Annotated in this window: 14 protein-coding genes; 7 read left to right on the forward strand and 7 right to left on the reverse strand. The window is 32.3% G+C overall.

What is annotated here, in order from left to right; all coding sequences use genetic code 11:
- Nucleotides 1-14: 14 nt before the first annotated feature.
- The 4 genes from AB671_RS14145 to AB671_RS14160 all read right to left on the reverse strand — a co-directional run bounded on the left by AB671_RS14145 (nt 15) and on the right by AB671_RS14160 (nt 6,846).
- The gene (locus tag AB671_RS14145) at nt 15-2,180 is read right to left on the reverse strand and encodes an outer membrane beta-barrel protein (RefSeq protein ID WP_066677750.1); all 2,166 of its coding nucleotides are present in this window, start codon (nt 2,178-2,180) and stop codon (nt 15-17) included.
- A 174-nt stretch (nt 2,181-2,354) separates the two neighbouring features.
- Entirely contained in the window at nt 2,355-3,164 is an 810-nt protein-coding gene (locus AB671_RS14150) for a DUF4249 domain-containing protein (protein WP_066677749.1), read from the reverse strand.
- An 89-nt stretch (nt 3,165-3,253) separates the two neighbouring features.
- Nucleotides 3,254-5,590, reverse strand: coding sequence for a TonB-dependent receptor domain-containing protein (locus AB671_RS14155; protein ID WP_228390924.1), 2,337 nt, complete (start codon nt 5,588-5,590; stop codon nt 3,254-3,256).
- 293 nt (nt 5,591-5,883) lie between these two features.
- Nucleotides 5,884-6,846, reverse strand: coding sequence for a bifunctional helix-turn-helix transcriptional regulator/GNAT family N-acetyltransferase (locus AB671_RS14160; protein WP_066677748.1), 963 nt, complete (start codon nt 6,844-6,846; stop codon nt 5,884-5,886).
- A 150-nt stretch (nt 6,847-6,996) separates the two neighbouring features.
- On the opposite strand from AB671_RS14160, the gene AB671_RS14165 reads away from it, so the two are divergent.
- The 4 genes from AB671_RS14165 (at nt 6,997) to AB671_RS14180 (ending at nt 10,113) form a co-directional block, all read left to right on the forward strand.
- On the forward strand, nt 6,997-7,875 hold the full coding sequence (locus tag AB671_RS14165; RefSeq protein ID WP_066677738.1) for a helix-turn-helix domain-containing protein: 879 nt from the start codon (nt 6,997-6,999) through the stop codon (nt 7,873-7,875).
- A gap of 85 nt (nt 7,876-7,960) precedes the next feature.
- Nucleotides 7,961-8,557 (forward strand): sugar O-acetyltransferase, encoded by a 597-nt coding sequence (locus AB671_RS14170; protein WP_066677737.1) that lies wholly within the window; start codon nt 7,961-7,963, stop codon nt 8,555-8,557.
- A gap of 79 nt (nt 8,558-8,636) precedes the next feature.
- Nucleotides 8,637-9,053 carry a cupin domain-containing protein gene (locus AB671_RS14175; protein WP_066677932.1) on the forward strand — a complete coding sequence of 139 codons (417 nt, stop codon included), beginning with the start codon at nt 8,637-8,639 and terminating at the stop codon, nt 9,051-9,053.
- Nucleotide 9,054: 1 nt separating this feature from the next.
- Nucleotides 9,055-10,113: an alpha/beta hydrolase gene (locus AB671_RS14180; protein WP_066677930.1), complete on the forward strand. Its 1,059-nt coding sequence runs from the start codon at nt 9,055-9,057 to the stop codon at nt 10,111-10,113.
- A gap of 73 nt (nt 10,114-10,186) precedes the next feature.
- On the opposite strand, the gene AB671_RS14185 is transcribed toward AB671_RS14180, so the two are convergent.
- On the reverse strand, nt 10,187-12,403 hold the full coding sequence (locus AB671_RS14185; protein WP_185114084.1) for an outer membrane beta-barrel family protein: 2,217 nt from the start codon (nt 12,401-12,403) through the stop codon (nt 10,187-10,189).
- A 298-nt stretch (nt 12,404-12,701) separates the two neighbouring features.
- Here AB671_RS14185 and AB671_RS14190 point away from each other — a divergent pair, with 298 nt between their 5' ends.
- The gene (locus AB671_RS14190) at nt 12,702-15,593 is read left to right on the forward strand and encodes an AsmA-like C-terminal region-containing protein (protein ID WP_066677735.1); all 2,892 of its coding nucleotides are present in this window, start codon (nt 12,702-12,704) and stop codon (nt 15,591-15,593) included.
- Nucleotides 15,594-15,734: 141 nt separating this feature from the next.
- Here AB671_RS14190 and AB671_RS14195 read toward each other — a convergent pair whose 3' ends face one another.
- On the reverse strand, nt 15,735-16,316 hold the full coding sequence (locus AB671_RS14195) for a YdeI/OmpD-associated family protein (RefSeq protein WP_066677733.1): 582 nt from the start codon (nt 16,314-16,316) through the stop codon (nt 15,735-15,737).
- A 281-nt stretch (nt 16,317-16,597) separates the two neighbouring features.
- Between AB671_RS14195 and AB671_RS14200 the strand changes: the two genes are divergently transcribed.
- A complete protein-coding gene (locus tag AB671_RS14200) occupies nt 16,598-17,623 on the forward strand; it encodes a rod shape-determining protein (protein WP_066677732.1) in 1,026 nt (341 codons plus the stop codon).
- A gap of 612 nt (nt 17,624-18,235) precedes the next feature.
- Here AB671_RS14200 and AB671_RS14205 read toward each other — a convergent pair.
- Nucleotides 18,236-18,454 (reverse strand): hypothetical protein, encoded by a 219-nt coding sequence (locus AB671_RS14205; RefSeq protein ID WP_066677731.1) that lies wholly within the window; start codon nt 18,452-18,454, stop codon nt 18,236-18,238.
- A gap of 285 nt (nt 18,455-18,739) precedes the next feature.
- On the opposite strand from AB671_RS14205, the gene AB671_RS14210 reads away from it, so the two are divergent.
- Nucleotides 18,740-20,470, forward strand: a complete 1,731-nt coding sequence (locus AB671_RS14210) for a helix-turn-helix domain-containing protein (protein WP_066677730.1) — start codon at nt 18,740-18,742, stop codon at nt 20,468-20,470.
- The last annotated feature ends 679 nt before the right edge of the window (nt 20,471-21,149 follow it).

The following is a 21,149-nucleotide window of genomic DNA, read 5'->3' on the forward strand; positions in this document are numbered from 1 at the left end:
AAATAAACTACTTCTTATTTTCCACCACCGCTGTTTTTCTCAACATCGGTTTTGGTATTTTCTTTTACTTTCTGGTTTCCGAATCTTTTTACAAATGTTAATGAAAACCCATACCAATCAGATTTCGATGAATTTCTGAATGTACCGATTTGGGTAAATGAAGTCGAATCGAAATTTGGTCTTCCGAAAATATTTATCAACTGCAAGCTAAATTCCATCTGAGTTTTTGGGAAAATTTTTGTTGCCGAAATATTATGAAAAATATTTGTTGTGTTGGCATAAGAATTTCCATTATTCTGATTTGAAACTTCTACCCATGCGCTCAAATTAATGTTTTTATTAAAAAGATTGGTGTACGTTAAGTTGGTAGAACCAGCCCAATAGCTTAAATAACTATCTCCTTTTAATTTGTTTTTTGCATTAAAATCGCTGTTGTCGATATAATTCCAACCGAAACTCATATTTACACTTAATTTATTTTTTAAGAAAGATTGATTGGTATTGGCATATAAAAAATATTTGTGAACATTCCCTGTAAAATTACTTTCCTGCGAAATGGTTTTTTTGTCCTCCGGTTTTGCTCCGTTTTCTATGACATAATCAGTCCAATAGTCCTGATTGGTAAAGGTATATCTTGCCGAAAGAAAGTATTTTTTCAGAAAGCCAAATTTCATATAAATTCGATCACTGGGATTTGGATTCAAATCCATATTTCCTCTGGTGTACAATCCGTCATTTCGGGGTAATAAAAATGGATTAAATTCAGAATACCAAGGTCGCCAAAGATTTCTGTTATAGGTTAAGCTTAAGTCGTACTTATCTGAAAATGAATATTTAACTAATAAATTGGGTAAGAAACTTCCGTATGAATCTTTTCTTGAAGTTCCTGCAATATCCTGCCCGATTTTATAATCGATGTGTTCGTAACGAATACCAATTCTAGTCTCTAATTTTTTGAAAAAAGTTTTTGAAAAATTAGCATATAATGAATTGATATTGTCTTCATAGCGGAATGTATCATTTTTGCTCAGACCATCAGGTAATGTCCCATATAATGAATTGGAAATAACATTATTATTAAAATTCATCTTCCCACCCACTTCAAATGTTCCTCCCGATTTTCCTAAAGACTGGGTATAATCTACTTTTACATAATAATTTCGGTTCTCAACATCAGTTAAGACTCCAATTTCATCTGCACCTAGTTTGTTTAAAGTATTTTTAATAAAATAACTGTTATCAGATTCTGCGTCGTAATTGGATCCTAAACTAATATCTAAAATTCTGTTTTTTTCTTTGTCGTAATATTTATAAAAAATATTCGTTCCGAAAGTCGGATTTGTAGATGATGAAGTTTGATTTTGAATATACGAACGATCAAAATTACCGTTTTCATTAATTATAGCATTGGTTTCAGAGTTGTTACTTCTTATTCCTTTATAAAATTCAAAAATGGCCCCGATACTATTTTTATCATTAATTTCATATTCAGAAGTTGAGGAAATAGAAGGGTTTTTACCTTTATAAATTATATCATTATCAATTTTTGCAACCTCATTATTTTCGTATAAAGTATTAAGTAATGAGTTTTTTTGCACCCATACGTTGTCGCTGTAACTTCCGACAAGTGTTTGTGTGAAATTTTTTTTATGATAATTCAGGTTAAGATTGGTGTACTGAGAATTTTGAGTATTTTGTCTGTTGTTGAAGGTTACACTTCCTTTTAGTCCTTCATCATCACGCTTTTTCAGAACAATGTTAATCACTGATCCTGAGGCTTCGTACCTTGAAGAGGGGCTTGTAATCACTTCTATTTTCATCAAATTATCTGCAGGCATTGTCTGTAAATATTCTTTGAGTTCTTTGCCGGTAAAAACAGATTTTCTATCGTTGATGTAAACGGTAACAGATTCACCTTCTGCTTTCAAAGCATCATTGTTATCAATACTTACCAAAGGCGTCATTCTAAGTACATCCCAAGTCGTATTTCCTGCAAGAATAGAACTATTGGCTACATTAAAAACGGTACGGTCAACTTTAGATTCTACCGTTGGCTTTCTTGCAACAAAAGTGACTTCTTCTATTTCATTTACTTTTTTTGATTCTATGGTATCTTTCGCAGCTTGTGAAAAAGCGAGTGTTCCTATTAATAAAGCAATCGGTGCTAATATTTTTTTCATTAAAAGTTTTATATTTTAATTATAAGACACCGGTATGGGAATATTCGTTACATTTAAATTGTGTTAATTAATGTTAACGTTTTATGCACTGTATTAAATCTTCTAAAAATCAGCTCAATAAAAAAGCTATTTCAAATTAATGAAATAGCTTTAAATTAAAATTTTTCTGGTTTCTTACTCAATAACGATACTTCTTTTGCTTACTGTATGTGCAGAAAAATATCCTAAAGCGCCATTGCTAATATTGCTGGGTGGGTTAGCTGGTGTAACGCCGCCTCCGGCACCACCTCCCATAAGCTGAAGCAGTGCTGAGTAGAAAGTATATACATTATTGTCGATACACTGCATTTCTACATGAATGGTGTCGCCAACTACAACTTTTACATCATCAGGATCTTCACCATCATCGTTAGGAAGTATTAAAGGTCTTTGATTAGGCATTCCGTTGTTCACATTATCCGAAAATTCTGAGAAATATTTTTTAGATTTATTGTTTACAATATAGCTGAATAAATAACGGTTTCCTAAAGCAGGAGGATCTGTAAACATAGGCAAAATCGTATAACTGATTTCTCCACCCACGGTAAAAGAGTCTTGATCTAATCCGTCAAAAGAAACTGCTTGGGGCATTGTGCTTGTTGAAGTATATTCTTTTCCTTCTGCCTGAATTTTTAAAGTATAGGTTCTTCCCGATTGTCCTACAAAAGCTGATGTTCGGTATCTTCCGTTTCCAACATATTGTAATGTTTCGGTTTGCCCGGTATTATCACTTAAAACAACCTGTGCATTTTCTATTGCCGGATATTGATTGGCTTGAGTAAAAGCCACCGATTTTGTAATTTTCACGTAATATGGACCAGTCTGATCGGTTACATTTCCTTCAATAACGATACTTCCGCTTTGATCTTCTAGATCGAGATCAATCTCTTTTTCACAAGAGGTAACCAAAAAGAAGGATAATATGATTAAAAATATATTTTTCATAAAATTAAATAGAAGTTAGAAATTAGATCTTAGAGATTAGTTGAATACTAAAATTTTAAATCTAAAATATATTGTTAAATTACTATAAATTAAAATTTGAAATTATAAGTAATGTTCGGAACCCAACGGAACAATGAGGTCTGCATCGCTCTTGTTGTTCCTGGATTATTTGGATTGTCTTCAAACGTAATGGTGTACGCATTTTGTCTTCCATAAACGTTGTAAATTCCGAAAGACCAAGAACCCTTAAAACGTTTGTTGGATTCTGGTTCATAGGTTGCACTCAAATCCATTCTGTGATAAGCAGGCATTCTGTCTGCGTTTCTGCTGCTGTACTGGAAAACGGTTTGTCCGTTCAGTTCATATTTTCCGGTTGGGAAAGTCACTGCATTTCCTGTGCTGTAAAGGAATAATCCAGAGAAAGACCATTTTGGGTTGAGCTGATATGTTGCTACAATAGACAAATCGTGTGTTTTGTCTTGTCTCGCATCATACCATTCATTATCATTAATTCCGTTGATTTTTCTTTCGGTTTTAGATAAAGTATAAGAAATCCACCCGGTTAGTTTTCCGCTTTTCTTTTTGGCAATCAATTCTAAACCGTAAGCTCTACCTTTTCCGAATAGCAATTCACTTTCTACATCTGCTGCTGTATCGAATGAAATTTGTGCTCCGTTTTTATAATCGATTTGATTTTGCATTGATTTGTAATAAATCTCTGCATTCAGTTCGTAATTATTGTTGTTGAAGTTTCGGCTGTACCCTGCACTGATCTGGTCTGCAATTTCAGGTTTTACAGTGTAACTGCTTCCAATCCACTGATCGGTTGGGTTTCCGCTTCCGCTGTTGCTTAATAAGTGTAAATTTTGAGTATTTCTGGAATAACCTCCTTTAACACTGCTTACCTCATTAATTCTGTAATTAGCTGTAATTCTAGGCTCAATATTTACATACGTTTTCCCGAATTTTCCTTTTTCTAAATACTCAGAATCTGTTAAAACTCCGTTTTCATAGGTATTGAAAGTATCTCCACCTAAAACAGAGAACATTGCCAATCTTGCTCCATAGTTGATGGTCAGCTTTTCCGTCGCTTTAAAATCATCATTAATGTACACTGAATTTTCCCAAGAATATCTCGGGTTTCTCGGAAAACTGCTTACACTCGTTCCCGATGCACTACTTGGTGTAATCGTATGATAAATAGACTGTAAACCAAATTTCACAGAATGCTTATTTCCTGCAAACCAAGAGAAATCCTGCTTCAGATTCCAGTCTTCAATCTCAGAATCTAATCCGAAAGTATTGTTGTTGCTGCTTAAGCTTACATTATAATTGTAATTACTGTAAATAAATGAAGTATTAGAAAATAATTTACTATTAATAATACTGTTCCAGCGTAGAGTAGCGGTTGTATTTCCCCAATCTGTCGAAAAAGTATCGCCCAAACCTAAAACATCTCTTCCAAAATATCCCGATAAGTATAAACGGTTATTATCATTAATTTGATAATTGGCCTTTAAATTTAAATCATAAAAATACAGCTTACTGTCTTTAAAATCGTCTGTTGCTTTAAGAAAAACATCCGCATATGTTCGTCTTCCTGAAACAATGAATGAAGATTTTTCCTTTTGAATAGGTCCTTCCACACTCAAACGGCTGCTTATTAAACCAATTCCTCCGTTGACGTTGTAATCTTTGTTGTTTCCGTCTTTCATTTTTACATCCAAAACAGAGGAAAGTCTACCTCCATATTGAGCCGGACTGTTTCCTTTGATGATGCTCACATCTTTCAGTGCATCACTATTAAATGTACTGAAAAACCCAAGCAAATGCGAAGCGTTATAAACTGCTGCTTCATCCAATAAAATCAAATTTTGATCCGTTGCGCCACCTCTCACAGAGAATCCGCTGCTTCCTTCACCGCTGCTTTTAATCCCGGGCAAAAGCTGAATGGTTTTCATCACATCTTTTTCACCAAATAAAACGGGAAGTTTATCAATTTGTTTAATGCTTAAAGTTTCGGTTCCCATTTGTGCGGATGAAAGATTTTTATCTTTTTTAACACCGGAAATTATAACCTCGTCAATTTTGGCTGTTCTTTCTTCACCTTCCTGATCCAACTGAAGGTTTTGCTTCACGTTATCTTCAACATTAATTATTTGCTGAAAATCTTTAAAACCAGGGTTGGAAACCACTAAAGTATAAGAACCTTTGGGAACTGAGAGCGAATAAAATCCGTATTCGTTAGCTACAACTGATATAGTAGGGTCTTCAGCAACTTTTACGACCACTCCGAGGAGCAATTCGCCATTCTTTTTATCTTTTACTGTGCCGCTTATCGAATATTTTTCTTGTGCAAAAACAATCGAGCTGAAACAGACTGCAGCAATGGTTGTCGCAGTTTTTAGGTAAGTTTTCTGTATCAATTTTTTTAGTTTATTTTTGAATTTAAATAAAGAGTTTATTAATCAATAATATATTTATTCTTCAAAACACTGAGAAATAAAATCTTTAAATCTGCCTAAACAACGGTGATGTGATGTGTTTATTGTTGACGAATATTAAAAAAACATTAATTCGTGACTATATAAAGACAGATCAAGTTCAAATTTAAACTAATCTTTTTATTTGATAGTCAATTATTTATTTTTAAGCTAAAAAGTTGTTTAAAAAACAAAACTGAAGCAATAACTCCAGCTTTTATATTTCTTAAAACTTATTATTTTTTCAAATTTAATTCCATTTGGATATTGCAGCGTTTATAAGGCGTTTGATGGCCTACAATCTTTTCAAAACCCATTTTTTGGTATAAATTAATGGCCGGTTTCAGAATGGTGTTGCTTTCTAAATATATTTTTGATGCTCCCAATTGTTTCGCTGAATCTATAATGGCCTGCCCCAAAAGCCAACCTAGGTTTTTACCCTGAGCTTTTGGAGAAACCGCCATTTTTGCCATTTCAAAATCGTAGTTTTGGTCATTCATTTTTATTAAAGCGCAAACCCCTAAGGGTTCTTGCTTATAAAGCGCGACCAATATCTTTCCGCCTTTATCCAGAATATATTCTTTGGGATTGTCTAATGCTTTATAATCAGCTTCTTCCATTTCAAAAAAAGTTGATATCCATTCTTCATTCAAAGCTTTGAAAGCTGATTGATATTTGGGTTCGTATTCTACAATTTTAACATCCTTACTTTCACGCAGCTTTTTTTGGTCTTTTACTCTTTTTAATAAAGATTTTTGTTCCAGTAAAAATTCCCATTCTGCCAATGCTTCCCAAAGATTGTTTGTTGCTTCATTGATGATTTCGTCAATCGCCACATCAATATCGGCGCATTGTTCTTCAATCATTTTTTTAGCTAAAGAAATTCCTTCAGTTGTAAGACCAACAACGTTTCTTCGTTTGTCATTGGAGTTAAGTTTGTCATTAACCAAGCCTGCCTTGGCCATCTCTTTGATGATTTTTGTAACAGACGGTTGCGAATGGCCAATTTCTTTAGCAATTTCGGTAATGGTTATTTCTTCTGTTTCAGAGAGAACAAAAAAAACGGGAAACCATTTTGGAGAAAATCCTGTAATATTATACAATTCATAAATTTGACTTGCATCTTCAGTGACTTTGCTCGTAAGCAATCTTAATCTGCTTCCTAAAGCCATTTTTCCTGTACGGTTGAATATTTCCATAATTAATTACATAGCTGATTATGTAAAATTATATAAATGATTTTAAATGACAATATTTATGTTTCATTATAAAATAAATATTCCTGAGTGGATGGTAAACTTAAGAGCATGAAATGTTATTTTAAAGTTTGAATTTCTTAACTTTATCAAATGAAAGAGAAGGTAATCAGAGTAATTTCAGAATTTAATAGTGAACTGAAGCTTCAGGGATTTAAAGCATTTCAAATTGAAAGTGACAGCAATAATACACGTACCTATAGCCGAAAAGAGTTCTATAAAATCTGTCTTACAACCGGAAAAAGCAAGATTCATTATTCAGATAAAACCTTTGAGCAAGAGGGTACAATTCTCTTTTTTGGTAATCCGCATATTCCCTATTCCTGGGAAACAATTTCTACAACATATGTGGGATATACAATTCTTTTCTCTGCTGAATTTTTTAAGAATTCAGAACGCTCGGAGAGCTTACAACAGTCTTCTTTTTTTAAGATTGGCGGAACTCCGGTTTTAAAAATTACATCTGAGCAAAGAGATTTTCTCAATACTATTTTTCAGAAAATGATTGCCGAACAAGAAAGTGATTATGTGTATAAAGATGAATTAATTAGAAACTATATCAGTCTTATTATTCACGAATCTCTCAAAATGGAACCCTCTGAAAATTACGAACAAAATAAAAATGCATCTTCAAGATTATCTTCAGTTTTTCTGGAGTTACTGGAAAGACAATTTCCAATTGAAACAACAGCAAATCCTCTTCAGCTAAAAACAGCACAACATTATGCTCAACATTTGAATGTACATGTAAATTATCTAAATCGTGCTGTAAAAGAGATAACCGGAAAATCAACCACAAATCATATTACTGAGCGCATCATCACAGAAGCAAAAGCACTTTTGCAACACACAGATTGGAGTGTTTCAGAAATTGCCTATGCTCTCGGATTTGAATATCCCACTTACTTCAACAACTTTTTTAAGAAACAAACAGGAACCAATCCCAAGTCTTTTCGATTAACTGAGGTTTGAAATTCTTATTTTTTGGTTTGATAATCTTTAACGGCTTATTTCTAAGCTGTAATACCTTTGTATTCTATTATCAAAACAATTTAAGATGCCTAATTCACAGAATACTTTAACGCCTCAACTAGATATTTTTGAAAGATTATTGAGGGGAGAGACAATCTTACCCAATGACCCGGAAATACCCCGATTGAGAGATGAATCTTTTGCAGTCAAAAAATTACTTATAGAAATGAATAACTCATCAGATTCTGATGACATTACAAAAATATTGAGCAAAATTTTAAATCAGGAAGTTCAAAATATTGCAGTATTTACGCCACTTTATATCAATTACGGCAAGAATATCAATATTGGTAAAAATGTATTCATCAATTTCGACTGTACTTTTCTTGCACTAGGCGGAATAACGATTGAAGATAATGTATTGATAGGTCCGAAAGTGAGTCTTATTACTGAAAATCATCCATTAAATCCGAAATTAAGAAACGGACTAATTGGCAAGCCTATTCACATTAAAAAAAATGCGTGGATTGGCGCAAATGCTACCATTTTACCAGGAGTTACAATTGGTGAGAATGCTGTAATTGCGGCCGGAGCCGTGGTTTCCAAAGATGTTCCAGACAATGTGGTTGTTGGTGGAATTCCTGCAAAAATCATTAAAAAAATTGAGAATGAAATTATTTAAATTTAATCATAAAATATTATTGCTATCTGCATTCATAGTGATAACAATAGCCTCGTGTAATAACAAAAATCAAGAAAAAATGAATCAAGAAAATACCACAGCACTTTTTCCGAAAGGCGACCAATTACCCAAAGAATGGTTTACCGGAAATGCATTTTTATCACCTTTGGTAAGTAAAGATAAAAATAATGAATTTTCTGCAGGCGCAGTAACGTTTGAAATTGGAGCGAGAACCAATTGGCATACACATCCGAAAGGTCAGGTTTTGATTGTGACGGAAGGTTCCGGCTTTTATCAGGAAAAAGAGAAACAGGCACAAATCATCAAAAAAGGAGACGTTATAAATATTCCTGAAAATGTTGAGCATTGGCACGGTGCATCAGCTAAAACATCGATGACCCATATTGCCATTACCAACTTTAAAGAAGATGTACAGGTAACGTGGTTAAAACCTGTTACAGATGATGAATTTAATGAAGCTAATAAAGAAAAATAAAATGAAGAAACTTACTTTAATCTTTACTGCAGCAATATTGTCTTTAAGTCAATTTTCGGCTCAAACTAAGCAAAAATCATCTGATAAAAATTCAAAGAAAATGAATACGACAGAACATTATACATTCAAACTTAGCAATAACGTAATCAGAACCGCTGTAACTTTCAAAAACCGATACGGAATTACTTTGAGTGGAGATTTGTATCTTCCAAAAAATGTGGGAAATGAAAAATTAGCAGCATTGGCAATCAGTGGTCCTTTTGGTGCGGTAAAAGAGCAATCATCAGGTTTATACGCGAATCAAATGGCAGAAAGAGGTTTTGCAGTCATCGCTTTTGACCCATCTTATACAGGAGAAAGTAGTGGTGAGCCAAGAAATATTGCCTCCCCAGATTTGAGTACCGAAGACTTTAGTGCAGCTGTAGATTTTTTAGGTCTTCAAAAAAATGTGGATAGAAACAAGATTGGTATTATTGGAATTTGTGGATTCGGAAGCTTTGCTCTGAATGTAACTGCTGTTGACAAAAGAGTGAAGGCGGTTGCAACAACGAGTGCATATGATATCTCAAGAGTAACTGCGAAAGGTTATTATGATAAAATGACAGGAGATGAGCGTACAAAAGCTTTAGAGCAAATGAGCCAACAACGTTGGAAAGATGCCGAAAATGGTTTTCCTGCTTACCCAACAACTCATTTACCAGATAAAATAAAAGGGGATGAACCACAATTTGTAAAAGACTATTTTGATTATTATAAAACACCAAGAGGTTATCACGAACGTTCATTAAATTCAAATAAAGGTTGGACGACAACCAATTCTTTATCTTTTGCTAATTCGGTGATGTTAAGTTATATTAAAGAAATTTCGCCTCGACCAATACTGTTAATTGCTGGAGAAAATGCGCATTCTAAATATATGAGTAAAGATATTTACAAATCTGCAGCTGAGCCAAAAGAGCTAATGATTATTCCCAATGCGGTGCACGTTGATTTGTATGACAAAGTAGATGTTATTCCGTTTGATAAACTGGAAAATTTCTTTAAAACAAATCTGAAATAATTATTTTCCTGAAATTACTTAAAAGGTTTATCTGTGTATTGATGCGCAGATAAACCTTTTTTATTGAGACTCTTTACAACCTGTCTGAAGTTTCATTTACTTTATTTTCTTTGTAGCTCGATTTTTCAAGCCTTCCAAAATTATATTTTACAGCCAATGATACGGTTGGGGTATTCCCATAAAAATTCCCGGTAGAAATAATTTTACCATACGTCATGCTTTGAATATAATTCATCTGCTTAAAAAGATCATTATATCTGAATGTAAAATCAAAATCAGACAGAGACTTTGTAATCCCGAAATTGACAACACAAACGGCATTATTTTCATATAAACCTTCTGTACGTTTGGTGATGTAAGAACCATCCACCAATAACGAAAAGTTTTTAGCGATCTTTAAAGTATTGTTGGTGTAAATATATAGATAAGGGGTAGATCTTTTAATGACCGCTAAGCTGTCTTCTGTTTTACCATAATTGACAGACATGCTGTTTTGTGAAGACCAAATCTTCCATTCAAAAGGAACATCTAGACCCAGACTTGCCCCAGTTTCTTTTTCAAAATTGATTAATGAAAATGTAGAAACGTTTTTTAAATCATTATAAACCAAAGTATAACCCATTGGGTCTTTGCTGGTGTAAATTGAGGCATTCAAAGACCATTTTTTTAAATTTGCATTAAAGGAAAGCGTATTGGTGTACGTAGGAATTAAATTAGGATTTCCTGCATATTCTATGTACGGACTTCCGTATAATCCTCCTGAAGAAAGATTGCCATAACCGGGTCTTGAGATTGTTTTCCTGAAGTTTAAGGTATAAACATAGTCTTTATTTTGCTGAAAAGAAATTTCCGCATTGGGAAACCAGTCAACGGCATTTCGGGATAGAGTAGTATCTTTTAAGATATTATCAAATCCTTTGGCAGAAGTGGTTTCCATACGGATCCCGGCTTTAAGGTTCCATCTGTTCTTTTCTGTACTTATGTTCAAATAAGATCCGGTATTGCTTTCTTTAAAAAGGTAATTAAAAAATTCGGATGTCTTTACAACAGCGTAATTGGTAACATTATCAGTAGTAGTTTCTGCTTTTGTAAAGCTCGTCCCCAATTCTAATTTATAATTTTCATTAAGCTTTTTTTCAAAATCAATTCTTCCGGAATAGACATCTCCTGCATACAATTGTCTTCGGAACTGGCTAAACTCATATCCAGAATCATCAATATTATTAAGAAATTCATAATCTACGTTGCGGCTTTCTCTGGTGTATTGAAATCCTGTGAAAATATTAGCATCCCAGTCTGCTAATTTCTTATTATAATTGAAAATTGAGTTAATAGAAGCTCTTTTGCTGTCTTGATGATTCAAGGTTAAGATATTTGAAGTGATTCCGTTCTCAGAATATTTTGTATTGGTGTTGTTATCACCTTTATCCGGACGAAAATTACTGTTGAAAGACAAAGTAAGATAATCTCCGTCATCATTTAATTCCTGATACAAACTGGCTCCAAAAATAGTTTGAGGCCGGTCGGTTGTAGAAACAATGGTATAATCTGAGGAAATATTTTTGCTTGGAACGGCGTAATTGTAACCATTGCTTTCCCAATGTTGAAGCGCATTGAAGGCCGCATTCATTTTCCATTCTGTTTTATTTTTCTTCTGCTGAAAATTGGCATTCAAATAATTATTAAATCGTTTTTGAAATGTTGCTGTTTCAGATATTGAGAATTTAGAACCATCTCTTTTGCTCTTTTTTAAATTGATCTTAATCACCGCTTTACCTTCAGATTCATATTTTACCGAAGGGTTTCTAATGATCTCAACAGATCTTATATCTTCCACTGAAATTCCAGACAAAGTAGAAAAATCTACCCGCTGATTGTCAACATACAATAAAGGATTTCCTTTACCTATAACTGAAATGCCTTCGCCATTGGCATCCAACGTAACAAAAGGTAATTTGGCTAATAATTCTGAAGAACTTGCTACTTTATTTAAAGGCGAATCTGTGATATCTAATGTGATATTTCCGTTTTCTACGGTGAATTTTTTCTTCTCACGGACGATCGTAACCGCTTCAATCTCTTTTATTTTTGGCTGATAAATGATATTGAAATTTTCATCGCGATTCAGTAAGAATGGTTTTTCTTTTTGCATCGTTTCACCAGAAGAGACCTGAAGATAATAGGTATTTGATTTCAAGTCATTAAACTCAAACTTAGCTTCTCGTGTAACAGTGGTTTTAATAAGTTGATTTTCGTTGTCATACAAATAGATCTCTATCGGTGTATTCAAATTAGTGCTATTGCTATTTGAAATAGTTCCGTTAATATTAAATTTTTGCTGCGCAGAAAAAAATACAAAATTGAAAATAAATAATAAAAAGATTTGATATTTAGTCATTAGTGTGTGGCTTATATTCTCATTAACAACCATAATCATCAAAATATTACATCAACGAATATAAATGACGAATCTTTTCTAGAAATATAAAGCATTTTATAAACTATAAAAGGTTTTCAATGGCTCGATTTTAGATAATAATCAAATATTATTGTAGAATTCGCACGTATAATCACAAAATAATTTAACCATGCATAGGTTTAAAAATATAATTCTAAAAATTCTGAAATGGATAGGGATTTCAATCGCCTCCATTCTTTTTTTGATGTTCACCATTCCGATTTTATTTCCGGGAAAAGTTTCTGAGCAGGTAAAATTATTTGCCAATAAGCATCTTGCAGGTGAACTTGATTATAAAAAAACACATCTTACTTTTTTCAGACATTTTCCTTCATTGACGGTTTCTGTTGATGATTTTTTATTGAAAGGTTCAAAGCCTTTTCAGAATGATACTTTGCTTGCTGCAAAAGAAGTGGCAGTCGGAATTAATCTTAAAAATCTAATCTTTGACGGAGAAGTGAAAATCGATGAGATTTATGTTACAGACGCTTATGCCAACGTTTTCGTTAACACAAAAGGTGAGGCAAACTATAATGTATATGTTTCAAAACCGTCAGAAAAATCAAAAGATACAACAAGTACAGGAGCTTCCATAAAGCTAGATCTGATTAAATTAAGAAACTGGAATATTAAATATAACGATCACGCAGCAAGAGTTTTGGTTGATGCAAAAGGATTGAATTATACAGGAAAAGGAGGATTAAGTGAAGATATTTTCGACCTTACTACAGACCTTGATATTAACAAATTAGATTTCAGTTTAAACAGAATTTATTACGCCAAACAAAAAACTTTACATGCAGATCTAATTACCAGGATTAATACCAATGCGTTGACTTTTGTGTTGAGAAAAAATGAGTTGAGAATTAATGAACTTCCTTTAAAATTTACAGGTTTTGTAAGTATTCTAAAAGATGGTTACAATCTCGATATCAATGCCGCATCTGAGAAAACCACAATCCGTGATATGATTTCTGTACTTCCGCCTCAATATTTAGACTGGGCAAAAGACACCAAAATTGAAGGAAAAAGTGATTTGTTTTTTAGTCTGAAAGGCAGATTTAGTGAGCCGCAAGATCAAAAACCAAGATTGAAAGCACGATTGATGGTACAAGATGGATTCGTTTCTAATGGAAAAGCCCCGGTTCCTATGAATAATTTTAATATGGATCTTAATGTAGATCTGCCAGATTTAAATACGGAACAATTAGGACTTGATTTGAAAAACTTAAGCTTCGATCTTGGACCAAACAATAATTTTAAAGCGGTTGTAAAAACAAAAGGTTTAGATCAAATGCTAATCAATGCGGATGTAAAAGGCGCAGTTAATTTGCAGACTTTGAGCCAGGCTTTAGGTTTAAAAGATATCGATGCAAGAGGTTTAATGGACACCAATATCAAAGCTAATGGGATTTTCAGTTTAGATAAAAAATTATTCCCAAAAACCAACGGTTATCTTAATCTTAAAAATGGTTGGCTGAAAACAAAATATTATCCAAATCCGATCCAGAATATCAATATTGTTGCAAATATTATCAATACAGATGGAACTTTCAAAAGTTTAGGGGTAAAATTAGATCCTTTTAAATTTGATTTTGAAGGAAATCCTGTTTTTGTAAAAGCAGATCTGCAGAATTTTGAAGATGTTCTGTATAAAGTTCGTGCAAAAGGTACTTTGAATGTAGGGCGAATTTATAAAGTTTTTGCCCAAAAAGGTTTAGATGTAAGCGGTTTAATTATGGCAGATTTGTCTCTGAATGGCCGACAAAGTTATGCAACAACAGGCCAGTACAGCAGATTAGACAATCGCGGAAATTTAATTTTAAAAAATATAAAAGCTACGACAGAATATCTTCCGAAATCGTTTTACATTAAAGAAGGAAACTTTGAATTTGAGAATGAAAAAATGTGGTTTAGAAAGTTTTTTGCGAATTATGGAAAGTCAGATTTTGCTTTGAACGGTTATCTTTTAAACACCATCAATTATTTTATTGAAAGAAAAGGCACGCTTCATGGGAAGTTTAAACTAAAATCACGATACATTCTCATTGATGAATTTATGGCTTTGAAAGACGGTGATAATTCAAAAAAATCAATAGAAGTTGATTATGCAAAAGTTGAAAACCCAAAAAGCAGCGGCGTTGTGATCATTCCAAAAAACTTAGATGTTTCGTTGGAAGCAGATGCGAAAAATGTTGAGTTTAAAGGGTTGAATCTTAATAATCTTTTCGGTTTGGCTTCGGTCAATAAAGGCGAAGTTTTTCTTAAAAACACTTCATTTGATGTTGTGGGAAGCAGAATGAAAATTGATGCCCGTTATCAAGATGAATCTCCATTGACGGCGAATTATGATATTGCTTTGAATGTTTTGGATTTTGATGTTCAAAGAGCTTATAATGAAATTGATATGGTTCGTGAAATGGCGACAGCAGCCAAAAATGTAAAAGGAATTGTTTCTTTAGATTATAAATTAAAAGGTGATTTTGATAAAAATATGACCCCAATTTATCCGTCTTTAGAAGGTGGAGGAGTGGTCAACCTTCGTGATGTCGAAGTGAAAAATCTTAAAATGCTTTCTGAAGTTGGTGATAATATTGGTGCAAAAGCTTTCAATAATCCTGATATGAAAGGGGTAAATATTGAGACTCACATTAAAAATAATCTTATTCACGTTGATAAATTTACTTTTAAAGTTTCTATTTTAAGACCTACAATCAGCGGAACAACGAGCTTCAACGGCTTGCTTGATTTGAGAGTTCGCGTCGGAATTCTTCCGGGAGGACTGATTGGTTTCCCGATTGTTGTCACGGGAACTCACGAAAAACCTCAGGTGAAAATATTCAGTAAAAAAGGACAGGGAATAGTTGATGCTTTGTACAATGAAAAATCAAATAAAGTAATTCGTGAAGAAAGACGTGCCGAGAAAAAAACAAAAAGGCAGCAGCGAAAAGAAAAAGAAGCTCAAGAGCAGAAAGCTAAAAATGCTGAAAACCAAATAAGTAAAGATTTAAAGGAAAAATAACAATGATTCTTTATTTCAACAAAAAGAGGAGTTTCTAAAATGGAAACTCCTCTTTTAATTTTTAAAAATATAATTCTCGCAGATTATTGAGATTTAGCAGATCTTAATTATCAAGATCTGTGAGATTAGTTTAAAGTTGAATTAATAATCAATTCCTTTTCCATCGAGAATATTTTGGTAATATTTTTCAATTCTTGTTTCGCGGGTTTTCGATTGCTTCGCCTGATTAAAATAGAACAGATATCCTTTTTGTCTTCCAGGACTTAATGTATAAAATGATTCGTTTAAAGCCTTATCTTCATCCAAAGCTCGTTGGAATTCTTCAGGAACAGGATATTCCGAAGCCTTTTTCAGTTCTACTTTCAGCCCAAATTGTTCTATTTTAACAGCTTCCTGAATATATTTTTTGATAATTGCTCGCTGTTTTTCTACTTCATCAATATTTTTAAATCTGATTTGTCTTGCCGATTGTACATTTTCAGTCTGTTGAATTAAAATGTGATCAGGGTCTTTCATCAATGCCCCTTTATGAAAAAGTAAGGCAAAATATTCTTTAAAACCGTGAATGAGGACCACATTTTTTCCTTCTAATGTGTAGCAAGGGTGCATCCATTTATAATCTTCTTCCAGAGAATCATTTTCAGTAACGATTTCACGCAACAAATAGAATTCTTCTTTCCATTTTTTTGCTTTCTCAAAAAATTGTTCAGCTTGTAGATTCATTTTAAATGTTTTTTGTGATTACAGGTCTTAAATACCAAGATAAAATATTTAGAACGAATAATCTATACAATCAATAAGAATGTTATAAAGCTGAATATTTATAAAAAATTTAGAATAATAAAATTCAATTTGGCTCTTATAATAAGGTTATTTTTTTGAAAATGAATTTTAAGGGGTTCTACATCTGTAATTTTAACGTATGTTTAACTTCTTAAGTAGTTTATTTTAGCTATAAATATCAGGAATAGCCGTATTTTTATGCCCTATAAATTAATGTAAGAATGGGGATATTTGATATGTTTACGGCAGAGATTGCCATGGATCTAGGAACGGCTAATACCCTAATTATATACCAAGATAAAATTGTTATTGATCAACCTTCTATTGTTGCTATAGACCGCTTGACCGGAAAAGCAATTGCTGTAGGACAAGAAGCCAAACTCATGCAGGGTAAGACCCATGAGGATATAAGAGTTATCAGACCATTGAAAGATGGTGTTATCGCAGATTTTCACGCTTCTGAGCATTTGATCAAAGAGTTTATTAAACAGATCTCTCAGATCAAGGGCCGGTTTTTTCAGCCTGCACTTAGAATCGTTATATGCATCCCTTCGGGAATCACCGAGGTAGAAAGAAGAGCAGTTAGAGATTCTGCGCAGAAAGTCAATGCCAAAGAGATTATTATGGTATATGAGCCAATGGCTGCGGCGATTGGAGCGGGTATTGATGTGGAAAGTCCGGAAGGAAATATGATTGTTGATATTGGTGGTGGAACGACCGAAATAGCTGTAATCGCATTGGGAGGAATTGTCTGCGATAGATCCTTGAAATTAGCAGGTGATGTTTTTAATAATGATATTTCTTATTTTATCAGAACAAAGCACAATCTAGACATTGGTGAAAGAACTGCTGAGAAAATAAAAATAGAGATTGGTTCTGCATTGGAAGAATTAGATTTTCCTTTAGATGATATTTCTGTACAGGGAAAAGATCTTTTAACAGGTAAGCCAAAAGAAATCATCGTCAATTATAAGGAGATTTTTAAAGCCTTAGATAAATCTCTGATACGAATTGAAGACGCTATATTAGAAACGCTTTCGATTACGCCACCAGAACTTGCCACAGATATTTATAAAACAGGAATTTTTCTTGCAGGAGGCGGAGCTTTACTTAATGGCTTAGCAGACAGAATTCATAGAAAGACAGGATTGCCAGTTTTTGTAGCTGAAGATCCATTAAGAGCGGTAGTTCGCGGAACAGGTATTGCGCTTAAAAATATTGATCGATTCAGGTTTCTTATGAGATGATAGGGTAGGGTAGAAAAAAGTAAATCAAAACATACGAAATTTGTAGTAATCTTAGTTTAGGATTTTCTAAAAAAGAATTTCGTCGAAAATATAAAAGCTGTAATTTAATTATTACAGCTTTTATTATTTGGGCTTTGTAGAAATGAAAATTTACCTAGAATTTAAATACAAGCCCCTTGTTGTGTTATTATGGATGAAATGTTTTTTATAACACCCTCTTTACTTTATTTTACCCATGGGCTGAGAATGATATTGATGTTGTGTTTTTCTTTGTTATTGCTGATTTTTACATTTTTTTTGCTCATAGTCGAGCGAGTTAATTTGTAAAGTCAGTTCATTCTCAGCTTTGGGTAAATACCTCAGTTATACAAGCTCTTTTTTTAAAATTTAAAGAGGCTTTATGGTGTAAAAACTATCAGCTTCAGTGTTTTTGATTAATGGTTTTATAGACTATGTTTTTTGGTGTGTTATTATTGATTAAAGATTATTTGGATATTTTTTTTGTGCATAGCTGATTCTTCAAATTAAAAAATGTGAAAAAGCAACCAAACGTGAGAAACTCGTTTTTAAAATTTGGCTGCTTTTGTAATTGAAGTTTTTATGGTTATGGTTTTATTTTTTTATTCTCCATTGTGTTCCGTTTTTTGGGGGAGGGTCTCCTAGGTCATTAATGAATTTGGCTGTAGCAGTGTCATTGTTTTTTTTGCTAGCTAATTGTAATTCTGTACTACTTACAATTTCATTTGTTTCAAAATCATCATCTTGAACCCTACAGGATATTGATGATATTAATATGGTTAAAACTAAAAATATTGAGATAAGCGTTTTCATTTTTCTACATTGTTTTGAAAGGTTATCCCGGCCGGTTTTATCTTTGAATTCAGACTTCGAATTTAGACCGCTTTGCCCGCTTACGAAAACCTTTGTAGTACTTATTGTAGAATCAGCACGTGCTAATTAATGAATTAGCTCAATGTTAAACTATTGATTATCATTAATTTGAATGTGTATATTAATAATTCGAATTTTATGATGTTAAAGTGTAGTTTTCTTATTATTTTAATTAGATTTTAGTTACTTTTATAGGATAAATATTTCATCTTTTAATCCGAATTTTTGAACAGGTTTTACTTTATTCTGCTTTTATTTATTTTTAACATTTTCTATTCACAACAAGAATCGTATAGTGATTTCTATAAAATAAAGAAGAAATACGAAAATTATTCTGAAAATGACATTACTGCTTTCCGGTTTTTGAAAGGGTATATTTCGTTGGCTAAAAAAGAAAAAGATTACCCACATTTGGTAGAAGGATATAATGATGCCATATTTTATTCTTCTTCTGCAGATGCCAAATTGAAATACGCCGACAGTACTATTTTTGCCGCCAAATTATCTAGTAATACAGATTTGATAAGTGACGCTTACTTAAGAAAGGGAGTGGTCTACTATTTTAATTATAAAAAGTATCAACCTGCCTTGCAAGAATATTTAAAAGCATATGAGTACTCTAAAAGCTCACAGGATGATTTCTTAAAAAATGCTATTCTTTATCATATGGGAGTGGTGAAAAGTTATTTAGGATATAACCAGGAAGCCTTAATTCATTTTAAAAAAACACAAGCCCACTTTCAATTAAAATCTACGGAACAAGTTCATCCCAATATTGTATTTAATAATAAAAGAGGTTATTACAATAGTCTTCATCAGATGACTGTAGCTTATAGAAAATTAAATAACTATAAAGCGGTAGATTCTCTTCTAGGTATAGGATTTCAACATACTAAAAACAATAAAGATTACCAACAGGAATACGGTTATTTTCTAAAAGAAAAGGGTATTAATGAATATCATAAAAAAAAATATAAAGTTTCATTGGCTTTGCTTCATGAATCAATAAAGCCAATTACCAATATTAATGATTTTGCCTGGGCAACGGTCGTATATTTTTATATAGGTAAATCATATTTAGCTCTTAAAGATTATCCAAATGCAATTCTACATTTTAATAAGGTAGACTCCATTTTTCAAAAACATAACTTTATACTCCCAGAACTTCGTGAAAATTATGAGTTGTTGATTAACTACTATAAAAAAGATAATGAGCTCAAAAAAGAACTGTATTACACCAAACAACTATTGAAGGCTGATAGTGTGATATCAAAAGACTTTTCTTACCTCGCATCAACAATTCATAAAAAATATGATACAGAAGCTTTAACCGAAGAAAAAGAAAGGTTAGAAAAAGCAACTTCTTGGGGTATTTGGATTATTGTGGGTTTAATTATTTTATTAATAGCCCTTACGTTTGCTTTAATGATAAAATATAGGAATGAGAAAAAAATTAAAGCAAATTATAAAATTTTAGAAGAAAAGATTCTTAATAAATCTTCTGCAGAAATCATTACAGAGGAAATTAAAGTAAAACCAAATGGGGAAGAAAAATCGGGATTAAGTGATGTAATAATTAACGATTTACTTTTAAAATTGGATAATTTTGAGAAAAAATCCGAATTTATAGAAAACGGATTAACGCTCAATAAGTTGGCAATAAAATTTAATACAAATTCCAATTATCTCTCGCAGGTAATCAACGAATATAAAGAAGTGAATTTTAATAGATATCTAAGTGAACTTCGTATCAATTATATTACCAATAAGTTGTATAATGATAAGGTTTATCTAAGCTACAAAATTGAGACATTAGCAGAAAAATGTGGAATCGCTTCGAGAACAAATTTTTCAAATCTTTTTCAGGAAATAAATGGAATTCGCCCAATAGATTTCATCAAAAAACGCAATCAGGATTTAGAGAATATTCAAATTCTACAATCTCATCCTGCGTAATGAGAATATATTTACTCTAAAAAACCGCACAATTTTAAAGGCAATTTACTGCAATTCAAGGTGAAAAATATGATTAATTGTTAATTAATTTGTGGTAAAAAAGTAATCCGTCGCAGAAATTGGGATGGATACTTTTTTCATCAGATAAATTAGGAAAGTAGTGAAAGGTTTTTAATAGACTATTAACTTCATATTTCTGATAATTAAGAAAATACACAAATCTATTGATACGAACTTAAGATGCTTGTTGTTAGTGGATTATTGGGTTGTTTGTACTGTAGAATTCATAGAATATTCATCATTATAGATAATACTTATAATTTTTGGGAGCTTTACGTTTGCTATTATTGCATCATGATATTTAAGGTTATTATAATAACAGTTCAAAATGAAAACATTCAATTTTACCAAACTATTTTTTAATTGATTTTTATGATTATTGTAAATAATAAAAAGACAATAGTTAGAAAGATGAATTTGCTTTTTATACTTCTTATATTGGTTTTTAGCAAAATTATTTTATCGTTTGTTCTTAACCATTTAATCACGTATTATTTAAGATGGCCCTTGTTTTTGATGATGATATTATTCGGCTCAGTCTCAAAAGTTGGGGAGCAAAATAATAAATGATATTTTTGTAGTATGTTAAATGATTCGGAACTACTTAAATTATTTCTAC

The sequence above is a fragment of the Chryseobacterium sp. BGARF1 genome, assembly GCF_001677955.1.
Classification (GTDB): Bacteria; Bacteroidota; Bacteroidia; order Flavobacteriales; family Weeksellaceae; genus Chryseobacterium.